General features: G+C 45.2%; 17 protein-coding genes. 9 read left to right on the top strand and 8 right to left on the bottom strand.

Annotated elements, in window-relative coordinates; genetic code table 11:
* Positions 1 to 171: 171 nt before the first annotated feature.
* The gene (minD, locus tag K941_RS0113000; RefSeq protein WP_029103918.1) at positions 172 to 987 is read left to right on the top strand and encodes a septum site-determining protein MinD; all 816 of its coding nucleotides are present in this window, start codon (positions 172 to 174) and stop codon (positions 985 to 987) included.
* A gap of 1 nt (position 988) precedes the next feature.
* Positions 989 to 1264: a cell division topological specificity factor MinE gene (gene minE, locus K941_RS0112995; RefSeq protein WP_029103917.1), complete on the top strand. Its 276-nt coding sequence runs from the start codon at positions 989 to 991 to the stop codon at positions 1262 to 1264.
* Positions 1265 to 1355: 91 nt separating this feature from the next.
* On the opposite strand, the gene K941_RS0112990 is transcribed toward minE, so the two are convergent.
* Positions 1356 to 1904: a Sua5/YciO/YrdC/YwlC family protein gene (locus K941_RS0112990; RefSeq protein WP_029103916.1), complete on the bottom strand. Its 549-nt coding sequence runs from the start codon at positions 1902 to 1904 to the stop codon at positions 1356 to 1358.
* A 71-nt stretch (positions 1905 to 1975) separates the two neighbouring features.
* Entirely contained in the window at positions 1976 to 2656 is a 681-nt protein-coding gene (locus tag K941_RS16070) for an elongation factor P hydroxylase (RefSeq protein WP_051226088.1), read from the bottom strand.
* Between the two features lie 110 nt (positions 2657 to 2766).
* On the opposite strand from K941_RS16070, the gene K941_RS0112980 reads away from it, so the two are divergent.
* The 6 genes from K941_RS0112980 (at position 2767) to lysM (ending at position 6713) form a co-directional block, all read left to right on the top strand.
* Positions 2767 to 3318, top strand: a complete 552-nt coding sequence (locus tag K941_RS0112980; RefSeq protein ID WP_029103915.1) for a YceD family protein — start codon at positions 2767 to 2769, stop codon at positions 3316 to 3318.
* 174 nt (positions 3319 to 3492) lie between these two features.
* On the top strand, positions 3493 to 3675 hold the full coding sequence (rpmF, locus tag K941_RS0112975) for a 50S ribosomal protein L32 (protein WP_029103914.1): 183 nt from the start codon (positions 3493 to 3495) through the stop codon (positions 3673 to 3675).
* Between the two features lie 286 nt (positions 3676 to 3961).
* Positions 3962 to 4909, top strand: a complete 948-nt coding sequence (gene fabD / locus K941_RS0112965) for an ACP S-malonyltransferase (protein WP_029103913.1) — start codon at positions 3962 to 3964, stop codon at positions 4907 to 4909.
* Entirely contained in the window at positions 4899 to 5627 is a 729-nt protein-coding gene (gene fabG / locus K941_RS0112960) for a 3-oxoacyl-ACP reductase FabG (RefSeq protein ID WP_029103912.1), read from the top strand. Before fabD ends, fabG begins: the two co-directional genes overlap by 11 nt.
* Before the next feature lie 157 nt (positions 5628 to 5784).
* The gene (acpP, locus tag K941_RS0112955; protein ID WP_029103911.1) at positions 5785 to 6018 is read left to right on the top strand and encodes an acyl carrier protein; all 234 of its coding nucleotides are present in this window, start codon (positions 5785 to 5787) and stop codon (positions 6016 to 6018) included.
* 203 nt (positions 6019 to 6221) lie between these two features.
* On the top strand, positions 6222 to 6713 hold the full coding sequence (gene lysM, locus K941_RS0112950; RefSeq protein WP_029103910.1) for a peptidoglycan-binding protein LysM: 492 nt from the start codon (positions 6222 to 6224) through the stop codon (positions 6711 to 6713).
* A 312-nt stretch (positions 6714 to 7025) separates the two neighbouring features.
* On the opposite strand, the gene coaE is transcribed toward lysM, so the two are convergent.
* Positions 7026 to 7673, bottom strand: a complete 648-nt coding sequence (coaE, locus tag K941_RS0112945) for a dephospho-CoA kinase (RefSeq protein ID WP_029103909.1) — start codon at positions 7671 to 7673, stop codon at positions 7026 to 7028.
* A gap of 354 nt (positions 7674 to 8027) precedes the next feature.
* On the opposite strand from coaE, the gene tsaD reads away from it, so the two are divergent.
* Positions 8028 to 9062: a tRNA (adenosine(37)-N6)-threonylcarbamoyltransferase complex transferase subunit TsaD gene (gene tsaD / locus K941_RS0112940; protein ID WP_029103908.1), complete on the top strand. Its 1035-nt coding sequence runs from the start codon at positions 8028 to 8030 to the stop codon at positions 9060 to 9062.
* An 88-nt stretch (positions 9063 to 9150) separates the two neighbouring features.
* On the opposite strand, the gene K941_RS0112935 is transcribed toward tsaD, so the two are convergent.
* The 5 genes from K941_RS0112935 to ccmA form a co-directional block, all read right to left on the bottom strand.
* Positions 9151 to 9840, bottom strand: coding sequence for a hypothetical protein (locus K941_RS0112935; protein WP_029103907.1), 690 nt, complete (start codon positions 9838 to 9840; stop codon positions 9151 to 9153).
* Between the two features lie 96 nt (positions 9841 to 9936).
* Positions 9937 to 10530, bottom strand: coding sequence for a hypothetical protein (locus K941_RS0112930; protein ID WP_029103906.1), 594 nt, complete (start codon positions 10528 to 10530; stop codon positions 9937 to 9939).
* Positions 10531 to 10752: 222 nt separating this feature from the next.
* Positions 10753 to 11181 (bottom strand): hypothetical protein, encoded by a 429-nt coding sequence (locus K941_RS0112925; protein ID WP_029103905.1) that lies wholly within the window; start codon positions 11179 to 11181, stop codon positions 10753 to 10755.
* Between the two features lie 126 nt (positions 11182 to 11307).
* The gene (locus tag K941_RS0112920) at positions 11308 to 11967 is read right to left on the bottom strand and encodes a heme exporter protein CcmB (protein ID WP_029103904.1); all 660 of its coding nucleotides are present in this window, start codon (positions 11965 to 11967) and stop codon (positions 11308 to 11310) included.
* Complete coding sequence (gene ccmA, locus K941_RS0112915) at positions 11964 to 12566, bottom strand: heme ABC exporter ATP-binding protein CcmA (protein ID WP_029103903.1); 603 nt, start codon at positions 12564 to 12566, stop codon at positions 11964 to 11966. The genes K941_RS0112920 and ccmA overlap by 4 nt, the downstream gene beginning before the upstream one ends.
* Positions 12567 to 12724: the final 158 nt, after the last annotated feature.

Here is a 12724-nt window from a genome sequence, read left to right as displayed (position 1 = left end):
TCAACATGCCCTAAAATTATGGTAAAATAGATAAATTTTTTCTAAATCTTAACTGGTGGCAAATCATTGATGAATAGAGTAAAAATAACAGCAATGATAAAAAAGACAGTTGAGCACAAAGTATTTTTAAATTGCTAAATGTAGCAATACCAAATTATAAGGAGTTGCCCTGTGGCAAAAATCATCGTAGTAACATCAGGTAAAGGCGGTGTGGGCAAAACCACCACCAGTGCGTCTTTTGGGGCAGGTCTGGCAGAGCGTGGGTATAAGACGGTCATCATCGACTTTGACGTGGGTTTGCGTAACCTTGACCTTATCATGGGCTGTGAGAACCGCATTGTTTATGACTTTGTGGATGTCATCAGTGGTAATGCCAAGCTCTCACAAGCACTGGTCAAAGACAAACAGCAGGAAAATCTGTACATTCTGCCTGCCTCGCAAACCCGTGACAAAGACGCCTTAACCGATGAAGGCGTGGCGGCGGTCATGAAAGAGCTGTCTGATGAGCTGGGCTTTGACTACATCATCTGCGACAGTCCGGCAGGGATTGAGCGTGGGGCACAGCTTGCCATGTATCACGCCGATGAAGCTTTGATTGTCACCAACCCAGAAGTATCGAGCGTGCGAGATTCTGACCGTATCATTGGTATCTTGCAGTCTCGCACCAAACGTGTCGAAGAAGGTGGTAGCGTCAAAGAACATCTCATCATTACTCGCTACAACCCAGAGCGTGCCGCCCACGGCGAGATGATGGGCATTGATGACATTGCCAATGACATTCTAAAAGTGCCACTCATCGGTGTCATTCCAGAGTCTAATGCCGTGCTAGAAGCGTCAAACCACGGTCAGCCTGTCATTTATTTTAAAGACTCGGCAGCAGGTCAATGCTATGATGACATCGTGGCACGATTCTTGGGTGAAAACCGTCCTTTGCGTCACATTGATGTCAAAAAGAAAGGTTTCTTTGCTAAGTTGTTCGGGGGCTGATATGAAAAAAGGATTTTGGAGTACGTTATTTGGTGGGGGCGATGAGCCAACCAGTGCGTCTATCGCCAAAGACCGCCTAAAAGTCATCGTCGCAAGCCACGACCGCCTAAACACTCGCCTGACCCCTGAGCGTGTGGATGAGATGAAGCGTGAGATTTTGGCGGTGGTCAATAAATTCATTAGTGGCGTACAGATTGATGATGTCAATATCAAACAGCGTCATGAAGAAAGCCTTGATGTGCTTGAAATGAACATCAATTTGCCCGACCGTAAATAACAGGCAGGGCAGATAAAAAGGTGCGATTTGCACTTTTTTGTTTTTTAAAATTGGTATTATTGAGTTAAGGTTTGGATTTTAAAAATAAATCCTAATCCATCAAATCAACCACGCTTATCTCAATATCATCAATCACGCCCACATCCACAAAAATGTCTGCTTGTGAGTCTAATTTGTCCGTGATGTCATAATGTTCGCTGACAGGCTCGCCTTGATAGACGAGTGGAGCGATGAAAAACGGCTCGCCAATTTGCTCTAACAGTGCCATCATCACGGGCGTGGCGGACGTGGTAAAGCGAAGTGATTTTTTGCTGATGATTTTTTTATTGACCACTTTGGTCGGCTCCAAGACAAAGGCGTGATGGGGTGTAAAGTCGCTTTTTAGGGTACGAAAAGCATCATTTGCCACGACCGCCACGTCCGACAGCTGACTGATGTTTTGGCACACCAGTAGCAAATCGGACTCATCTAGTCCCAGACGCACCAAGCGTTCAAAGGCGTCTTTGGCATTCATCCCAAAGGCGAAACGATAGCCACACTCGGTCGGTGTGATGATGACTTTGCCTGATGATAAGGTAGTTGCCGTTTCGTCTATCAGGCGGGGTTGGGGGTTGTCGGGATGGATATAGAGTGTTTTCATGGATTGTCCTTACAAATTGATAATGTGTTAGATGGGTTTATGGGGGCAAATGATATTTATAAATTCCCCGTTTACCTTGCCATATTCATGTCTAAACACACCCAAATCAGGCGTTTGGCATCTTTGGATAAAAGGCAAGACGGTGCGTGTGGATTTTGCAAATAGGCATGAGCTTGGGCGTACACGTCTGTGGCAAAGGTGCTGTTTGATGTGTCAAAATCGGCATTTAGGTTGTCCGCTGAGACATAAAAATACCGCCCCAACGCCAATGACAGCAGGCATTCGATGGCTTGGGGTTTGATTTCTGCCTTCTCAAACTGGCGTTGGGTCATCTCATCTCGCCCGTCAGGGCAGTACCAATAGCCAAAATCATCAAGTCCCCTGCGTGTCGCCCCTGCCACGCACCAATGGCTTATCTCATGCAACGCACTTTGGAAAAACCCGTGAGCGAACTCAATGCGAGCAGGCATGCCGTCTTTGCCAGCAAAGTATTCAGGTTCGCTCTTACCACGTACAAGTAGGGTCGGCATGGCGCTGTGCTGATAGAGATGATTAAATAGGGTGATGAGCCAGTCGGTCTGTTCATGCTCATCATCGCTTAGGGTTTGCCATGTCTGTTTTAGCGTGCGATATGTCTCATCAAAACGGCACACGTCTGCCACGCACGCCTGTATGGTTTTGTCATCATAAAAGGCTTGCCAGAGTGATGTTTGGGTGTGCAGACCCAGCTTGCTAAAATCAGTGGTGCTCATGGGGTGTTATCTGAATCTAAAAACAAAAATTATACCACGCTCCACAAATTTTGCGTGAATTTTGGCAGGTTTTATGAAATAATAAGCCAAATTTTTATGATGATGACAAGATGACCGCACCCACGCACCAATCAGCCACACTGCCCCAAAACATCGCCTTTGACAAATGGGCAGACATCGGCTTTACATGGCAGGGCGATGTTCCTGTGACTGCCTTGCCACGCCTAGCAGGGCAGGTTATCGCTAGTGATGATGTGCTAAGCGTTGCCTTAACGCTCGCCCGACAAGACAAAATCCTGTGGCTAACCTATGATGTCAAAGCGGTGCTGTCCGTGGCGTGCCAACGCTGTCTTAACTCCATGCCTGTGGATGTCTCGGGCAATTACCGCATGGCAATCTTAGAGAGCGAAAACAAGATTGGCTACCTAGAAGCCCTAGATGAGACGGCAGATTATGTCCTGCTAGATGAGATTTGTCCCGATGGCAAAAAAATACTCCCTGTGGAGGACATGCTAGAAGATGAGCTACTGCTTGCCATTCCGCTCTCGCCACGCCATGACGACTGCGACATGCACACGGACAGCGTGGGCGATGTGGCGGACGAACCTGCCGAAAACCCCTTTGCTGTGTTGGAGCAGTTAAAGGGTAAACTGTCGGGCTAAGCAATATTTTGTAAATTTTGCAAAAATAGGCTTTTAAAATGTCAAATTTTTGGTATAATAGGGCGTTTAATGTATCTGCACCCATTTGATTAGGCGAAAATGATGCTACCGCCACAGATACCCACTTTCATTAAATTTGGCAGTCATTTGCCGTACTTTATTTTAGGAGCTATCATGGCAGTTCAACAAAACCGCAAAAGCCGTTCACGCCGTGATATGCGTCGTTCTCACGACCGTATCAGCGTTGCCACTCTAAGCATTGATTCTACCACTGGCGAAAAACACATTCGTCATCATGCGACCAAAGACGGTTTTTACCGTGGTCGTCAGCTATTTAAAGTAGCCGCCGAAAGCTAATTTGTTTGGTTTCTACCTTGTAAAAACCAAGCCTAAGCCAAGTTCCATGACCGCATGAGCTTGGCTTTTTTGTTTTAAATTATTGATTGCCATTAGTGGGACGTGCCTGCTTTTATGGTGTAGTTTGCTTTAAACAAGAGCTGTTTTATAAAAATGGTTATCGGACATTAAATTGTAAAAAATTTGTTTGTAAATTTAATCGATAATTTGTAAACAAATGTTTATTATTTATGGTAAAATGATACGTTCATCAGCGTGATGAATGTTTGATAAAAAATGGTGTAACATGACAACAAAACGTGTGGCAGTGATTTTCCCTGGTCAAGGGTCGCAGACCATTGGCATGATGGATGAGCTTGCCGAGCATTTTAGTGTGGTAAAGACTACGTTTGACGAAGCAAGTGGTGCGTTGGGCGTGGATTTGTGGGAGATAACCCATGATGAGAGCCGTCTTAATAAGACCGAATTTACTCAGCCTGCTCTGCTCACAGCGAGCGTGGCGATTTGGCAGATTGTCAAAGACAAACTGTCAGCACAGGGGATAACACCGCTGTGCTTGGCAGGGCATTCGCTCGGTGAGTACTCGGCACTGGTGGCAAGTGGCGTGCTTAGCCTGACAGATGCGGTCAAGCTCGTGCATGAGCGTGGCAAGCTCATGACAGGGGCGGTGGCAGGGATAGACACGCAGATGGTGGCGGTGCTGGGGTTGGATGATGAGCAGGTTGCCAGTCTGTGCGAAGATGCTACCGAAAACGCAGGCATTGTGGGTCCTGCCAACTTTAATAACCCCGGACAAGTGGTGATTGCAGGCACACAAGTGGGTGTGAGCCATGTGCTGTCAGCGGTAGAGTCACTGGGCAAAAAGGCGGTGCCACTCAAAGTCTCTGTGCCGTCGCACTGTGAGCTGATGAACCCTGCCAGCGACGCATTGGCAAAACTTTTGGATACGACCGAATTTGCCACCGCCCAAATCCCTGTCATCCAAAACCGTCATGCCCAAGTGCATAAGCATGTCAGCGACATCAAGACCGCTCTCACCGAACAGCTCTCCATGCCAGTGCTGTGGTCACAAACCATGCAAAAACTTGCCGATAAACAAATCGATGTTGTGATTGAGTGCGGGCCGGGCAATGTCCTGTCTAATCTTGCCAAACGTCAAGAGACACCGATTGTCGCTTTGCCGACGGACAAATTAGCACGTTTAGAAAAATTGGAGCAATTACATGAGTCGTAAGATTATCCTAGTCACAGGGGCGAGCCGTGGTATCGGGCGTGCCATTGCCGAGCAGTTTGCCAGTGAAGGGCATTTTGTCATTGGTACCGCCACCAGCGAGCGTGGAGCGGAAGCGATAGAAGAGTATCTGTCCGAGTCGGGGGGTATCGGGCGTGTGCTTGATGTCTGTGATGATGCGGCGATTGATAAACTCTTTGAAGAGATTGACAGCGTGTACGGCTCGGTCAATGTACTGGTCAATAACGCAGGCATTACCAAAGACGGTCTGCTCATGCGTATGAAAGATGAAGACTGGGCGAGCGTGCTTGATACCAACTTAACCGCCATCTATCGCATGAGTCGCCGTGCGGTGCGTGGCATGATGAAAGCCCGCTCTGGACGTATCATCAACGTCACATCCGTGGTCGGGCAGATGGGTAACGCAGGTCAGACCAACTATGCCGCGTCCAAGGCAGGCGTGGAAGGCTTTACCCGTGCGTTGGCTCGTGAGATTGGCTCTCGTGGGGTTACGGTAAACTGTGTCGCCCCTGGTTTTGTCGAGACGGACATGACCGAAGAGCTAGACGAGCGTTTGGTAAACTCTATGCTAGATGCTGTACCGCTTGGGCGTATGGCTCAGCCTGAGGAGATTGCCGCAGCGGTGTCGTTTTTGGCAAGTGATGGGGCAAGCTACATCACAGGCGAAGTGTTGGCGGTCAATGGTGGCATGTACATGTGATTTGTCACGTGTACGTCACGATTTTATGTAAATTTGTGAACGAGCGTACTAATAGCACTTGCATAAATGACAAAAATGTTTTATCATACACAAGTTTTCAGTCATCAAATCATTGGTGCTGATTTTCTTAAATTCCCATGTTAAAAAGGATACTCTTATGAGCGATATCGAAGCCAAAGTAAAAGCGGCCGTTGCCGAGCAACTTAGCCTAAATGCTGACGAAATTAACAATGCAGCGTCTTTCATGGACGACCTAGGTGCAGACTCTCTTGACTTAGTGGAGCTTGTGATGGCGTTTGAAAATGAGTTTGGTATTACCATTCCTGACGAAGATTCAGCTGAGCTAACCACCGTTCAAAAAGCCATTGACTACGTGTCTGCCAAAGTGTAAATTAGGTAGAAGTCAAACACACGCCACTTTTTAGTTTTAAAAAGTGGTTTTTTTATTACATAAGTATAACAATTTTACGCATAAATGCAGTGCAAATTTTTATCATTTTATACTAAGATAGTAAGGAGTTTTTTAAGGATGGTTGCTAGACAAATCATCTAAATGTCAACACACTTTCTATCAAATCCAAATAAGGAGTCATCATGGGTATTTTTAGTTTTGCCAAAGACATCGGCGATAAAGTATTTAACCGTAACAAAAAAGAAGAGTCGGTCCCAGCCCCTGTGGCGACACCATCAGCCCCTGCTGAGCCAAATGCCCAAGAGATTGCCAACTTGCTATTATCTCGTGTGCAAGCCAATGCCAAGATTGACGGCTTAAAAGTCAGCTACAATGGCGACACTGACACGGTGGTGCTGTCAGGTACCGCCGCTTCACAAGCCGACCGTGAAAAAGCGGTACTTGCCGCAGGTAACGTTCAGCACGTTGCCCAAGTGGACGACCAATTAACCTTAGCAACCCCTGAGCCTGAGTCTCGTTTTTATACCGTCAAATCAGGCGATACCCTATCTAAAATCGCCAAAGAAATGTACGGCAATGCCAATGATTACAACAAAATCTTTGAAGCGAATCAGCCACTGCTATCACACCCTGACAAAATCTATGTGGGACAAGTGTTGCGTATCCCTGCTTAATCACTGACTCATAAAAAAGACAAACTTCAATGTTTGTCTTTTTTATTTTTGGTGTGCTGATAATTTTAAAAGTTAATAATGGCATGAAACCATAAAAACAAAACCACAAACTTGGGGGAGTTTGTGGTTTTATAGGGGTTTTGCTACTTGCGTTATCCGTAAAGGCTTCCATAATATCAGCTCTCGTCCATGTTGGCTTATCCATTTGCCGTCTCCTTGCTGATGGGTGTATTATGCCAAAATCTAGCCCCTAAGAAAATACGCCAATGTCATCAATGCGTGTAAGCATTTGCTTACAAGGTGCTTTTTAAATCATTTGTCTTTTGCCAAATCGTTTGCCATAGCCAGATATTTTTGATGTAACGCATTGATTTGGCGGTATAAATCATCTAAACTGCCTGAATTATCTATCACGTCATCGGCATAGGATAGGCGTATATCTCGGCTGATTTGCTTATCAATGATTGCCAAAATGTCCTTATTGCCCTGTCCGTCTCGCTTGACAGCTCGCTGAACTTGCAACTCTGTCGGCACGTCCACAACCAAAATCCTATCACAAAGGGCGGTCAAGCCCTTATCATCGCCCTTGATACTCTCTAACAAAAGCGGGGCGGATAATATGGCGTAGGGGCTACTGGCGTGGTCAAGCTCATGCTTGATTTGGGTGCGTATGGCAGGGTGGGTGATGGCGTTTAGCGTGGCAAGTTTGGCAGGGTCAGCAAAGACAAGCTCACGCAGGTAAGTTCGGTTAAGCACGCCGTCTGTAAGAATATCCGTCCCAAAGGCGTGGGCAAGCTCGTCTAACACAGGTGAGCCTTTGGCGGTGATGGCGTGGCTGATGACATCAGCGTCTATCACATCTGTGCCAAGCGTGGCAAAATGGTCGCTCACGGCGGTTTTTCCGCTACCGATACCGCCTGTTAAGCCGATGATAAAAGGGGGGGTGGGGGTGTTTGGCATGGTTTGTCTTTTTAAATGATCAAAGGATGTTTATAATCAAAGAACTTTCAAATTACCACAAATTTATGATGTGTGGGTGTAGGGGCGTGCTGAGCACGCCTATAAAAATTGATTTGTTATCAAAGGACATGCGGAGCCAGTTCCTACAAAGCCGTGGTAAATATCAAATTCGCTGGGTGTAGTTTATAATAAAGGTTTGGCAATTGGTAGGGGTAGATTGTGATTTTTAAATAATTTTAATCTTATCAATGATTTATAAAATAAAATTTAACAATATTAAAAATCAAAAATCTTTATCTGAATGTCAATCATCTAAAAAATGCTATAATACCCCAAATTTTTGGAAAAGAAATCATGAAAGTATTAGGTTTAGAAACGTCCTGCGATGAAACAGGACTTGCCATTTATGACAGTGAGCTAAACGGCGGTCAAGGTGGGTTGTTGGCACAGGTGCTGTATAGCCAGATTGAGCTACACGCCACTTATGGCGGGGTCGTGCCTGAGCTTGCCAGTAGAGACCACATTCGTAAACTTGTACCATTATTTAATGAGCTGCTGGATAAGGCAAATATCGCCAAATCCGACATTGATGCGGTCGCCTACACCAAAGGGCCGGGGCTGATTGGGGCGCTCATGACAGGAGTGTTATTTGGGCGGACGCTTGCCTATGGGCTTGGCGTGCCTGCCATTGGCGTTCATCACATGGAAGGGCACCTGCTGGCTCCGATGATAGAAAATGATAAGGGGGTCAATTTTCCCTTTGTCTGTCTGCTTGTCTCGGGCGGTCATACTATGCTGGTGCGAGCGGACGGCGTGGGGCGGTATGAGATATTGGGCGAGAGCATTGATGATGCGGTGGGTGAGTGTTTTGATAAAACCGCCAAAATGCTCGGTCTGCCTTACCCTGGGGGGCCGAACGTGGAGCGACTTGCCAAAGGGGGCAACCCCCATGCCTATGATTTGCCACGTCCGATGATGGGTCGTGGGCTAGATTTTAGTTTTAGTGGCATGAAAACAGCCGTGCATAATCTCATCAAGGACACCAAAGGGAGTGATACTGATCCTGTGGTGCGGGCGGACATTTCGGCAAGTTTTCAGTATGCGGTGGTGGATACACTCGTCAAAAAATGCACCAAAGCCCTAAAACAAACAGGGCTAACACAGCTCGTCATTGCAGGGGGTGTGTCCGCCAATGCGAGCCTACGCGCGCATTTGGAGATCGCCCTTGCCAAGATGGGGGCGAGCGTGCATTATGCCCCGTTGCACCTATGCACTGATAACGGGGCGATGATAGCCTATGCAGGGTATTGCCGTCTTAGCATGGGACAAACAGACGATTTGTCGGTGGCGTGCGTGCCACGGTGGAGCATGGAGAGCCTAAGCGTGTGAAAGGCTTAGGCTTGTAAGGAGTCTTAAATACTATTGATGATGTGGGGGTTTATATTCTATCTCGCCCCACACCCTCAATATTAAGCAATCATTTTTTGCGATTGGCTTTTTTAATTAGCTCTTTGGCGTTTCGGTGCGTCATCATCTGTGAGATTTCTTTGTCCTGTTCAGGTAGTTTTGCACCGAAATAATAGCCTCTTTCTAACACTAAAAAATCATAATAACCATCAATCTCTCCCAAAAATACCGTACAGAGATGATTTTTTGAGCGATTGGAACCCGCCATCATTTCATCTATGGTAGTAACGTTCGCATCACCTGAAAAACAGTACATATAGGAATCTTTAGATGCCTTTAATGTAGGTTTGATTGGTTTTTTAGTGTTATTTAAAAAATATTCCCTATGACCATACACAAACGTTGATGGAATGATTTTTTTGTCTTTTTCATCAATGATGACCGCCATTTTATAGGTTTTGTTATTATAAGGTCGATATTCAATGAGTTTTAAATCTTTGGCAAAATTCGGAGACTTGATGTCATGAGCGGTCTTTAAAATTTCATTCACCACAGGCTGTGCACAGAAGTTAAAGGGCTGGTGCTGACTGTCAAGGGTCTCGATCTTCAAATAGATGTCATCTTTTGAATAGCACTGAATGCGATAGCTGTTCATGGTTTTTTGGGGGATGTTAGAGTGAATGTCGTACCAATACGACTCATCAGCATGACTCATCATTGCCAAAGCCATCATCAAGGTGCAAAAAATAATTTTTTTCATAAAAAATCCTAAGTGTTTACGCTTTAATATGCCTTTTCATTTAAAAGGGGGGTGTGCTAGGCATTCTGCAGCATTTAAAAAGCCCCTTAATTAAAATTACTTTACCATTTTAAGATAGTCCTTGGCTTTGATGAGCTCATCTGATGTAAATTCTTTGTCGCCATATTTGTCAAAACTGGTACATACATACCGCAACTCATCATCCATGTCATATTCCACCATCGCCCTTGTGACAATTTGCCCTTCTTGTTCGTAACTATCAAACCATGCGTAGGGCTGATGCAGACAGAAAGTGTTACTTTTTTTATTTGAAATGACCTTTGGGGCTCTTTTGGGGTAGGTTTGCTTTTCCTCAATGCTCCAATTAAACCAAGCAAATTGCGGATAAAGATAGATGGATTTTGCTTTATCATCAATGACAAAGATGTCTGTGATGGGGGAGTTTTTTCCTTGATAAAATAGCTGTACTAGCTTTTTATTTTGGGCGAAATTCGCTGTCTTTAACTCTTTACTTTTGCCGATAATTTTGGAAATTTCTTTTTTATCAGTCGTGCAGTAATTTTTGCCTCCGCCTGTGGTACAACCGTGTAATTTATAGCCATCAATCGTGGCAGTGTCATTGGCGTGTGCGTTATTGGCATAAGCTGATAAACCAACAACCATTAAAGATAATAAAAAACATCTTTTCATTACTAAATCCTTTAAATCAAAATTACAAATATTTTGGTGAATTGGCGGTGAAACCAGTGTTTGAATAATTCGGGTGCTTTATTTAATAAATATAACGTGAATTTGATAAGCGTTATTTTACCATATCAAATAATAGACTTCCTGCAAAACTACCCAATCCATCCAAACACGAGCTTTACCCTTAATTCATTGTCGATTAAAATGTTATTGGACTGATTCAAATTAACTATTCCAAACGGCTTGTACTCTACCAAACCAAGTTTCCGCTTCAATCATATTGCCAAATATGACATATCGCTTAGGTTCATCTAAGTCTTTTACAGTTAAAGTTAAGAACGTTTTAAAAGCATTGCCGCTAGGTCTTTGATCAAGGCTGATATTGGTAACTTCTGATGCGTGAAATATTCCACAGCTTTTACGACCATAAATATAAAAAAGCTTTTTTTCAGAGTCAATGCCAAATACAGGGACTTTTAAAATGCTAGTTTTTAATAGATAGTCTGGCTGAAAATCAACACCTGCATTTTTCCTTGCATATTCAATTGCATCTGCATATCCTTTTGTGTATCTCCTAAAGTCATAGTATTTAGCACCAATAAATACTGGAATGACAGCCAAGAGAATGACAACCAAGAGTAAAAAACCTAACATAAAATATACCCTAAATAAAGTAACAAAAATGTAATTATAGGATATCTGATTTTTTTTTTGTCAATCCACAGTTAATAAATTTTTTGTAATGTATTGTAAATATATCAAGCGGTGGTTAAATCACAATCAATCCGCCCACGCCATTTTTAAAATCCCTGCAATCACAAAAGGCGTTATCATCACTGCCAAAATACTGCCCGCCCCGAGCATGGCAAGAATGGGTAAGCCATTTAACCCTGTGGCGTGCAAATCCACCGCCCCTGTGGCAAAAATCAGCACAGGCAATTGCATGGGTAGGGCGATGAGTGGCACAAGTACCGCCCCGTTTTTTAGGGTCAATGTGAGCGAGCTTGCGATGGCGGACAGCATGAGAAGCATGGGCGAGCCGACTACGATAGAGACGGCAAGCATGAGCGTGTCGCCCATAGGCAAGCCAAACAGCGGTATCGCTAGAAATGACAACACCGCCACAAAGCCTGCACTAAACAGCCAATGCACCGCCAACCGCACGGCTACCCATGTGGCAAGTGGGGCGTTTGAGACGACAAGCTCGGCAAGCGTGCCATTGTCAAAATCGGGGCGAAACAGCTCTTCTATGCCCATAACGAGCGACAACAGCACCGCTATCCACACCGCCGAACTTGCTAAGCGTAACAGTGTGGCAGGCTCTGCCCCGATAGCCAAGGGAAACAGCGTGATGATAAGCAAAAACAGCACCAAGGGGTAGAGCCATTGCACCGCCCCTTGACGTTTGATTTGCCATTCTCGTTGTAGTAGGGCTTTCATAGGGCAAACTCCGCTAAGTCTAGCACACGGTTTGCCCCTTGCATAGCTTGGTGGCTTGTGGCAAGCACCGCTCCGCCCATGTTTGCAAACTCGCCCATGCGTTTTTCTAATTTGGCGACCATTGCCACATCTAGGGCAGTCAAAGGCTCATCAAGTAGCCATAAGGGGGCATGGGTGGGGGTCATGATAAACAGCCGTGCCAGTCCGATCCGTCTTTTTTGTCCTGCTGATAGCTGAACGCTGGACGTATCGCCCAAGCCATACAGTCCAACCATGTCTAGGGCGGTGTCAATGGTGTCATTATCCGCTTGTACATCATACAGCGAAAACAAAAACCGCAAATTTTGGGCGACCGTCAAGACAGGACTGATACCCAGTTGATGAGAGACGTACACCAGTGGGGATTTGGTGATTGTGCCGTGCGTGGTGGGGAGTAGTCCTGCGATTTGGTTAAGTAGGGTGGTCTTGCCCAGTCCGTTTTCGCCGACCAGATGACACACATCGCCTGCGTGTAGGGTAAGATTGACGTCATCGCACAAGATAAAATCGCCCCGTCCAATGGCGACTTGGTGCAGTTGTAGGGTTGCTGAATGGGTCATGGGGCTGTTCTTGATTATAAAGTATTATCATAGCAAATTTTGGGGGAAATTTGAATGATGACGGCAAAAATGATGATTGTTTTGTGGGATTAAAAATGATAACTTGTGTTATCAGTTAAAAATGTTTAAAATATGCATTACTGCATAGTATTTATGAG

The sequence above is a fragment of the Moraxella caprae DSM 19149 genome, from assembly GCF_000426885.1.
GTDB classification, from domain to species: domain Bacteria; phylum Pseudomonadota; class Gammaproteobacteria; order Pseudomonadales; family Moraxellaceae; genus Moraxella; species Moraxella caprae.
The sequence above is the reverse complement of the archived record's forward strand: the minus strand, read 5'-3'. Positions and strand labels throughout refer to the sequence as shown.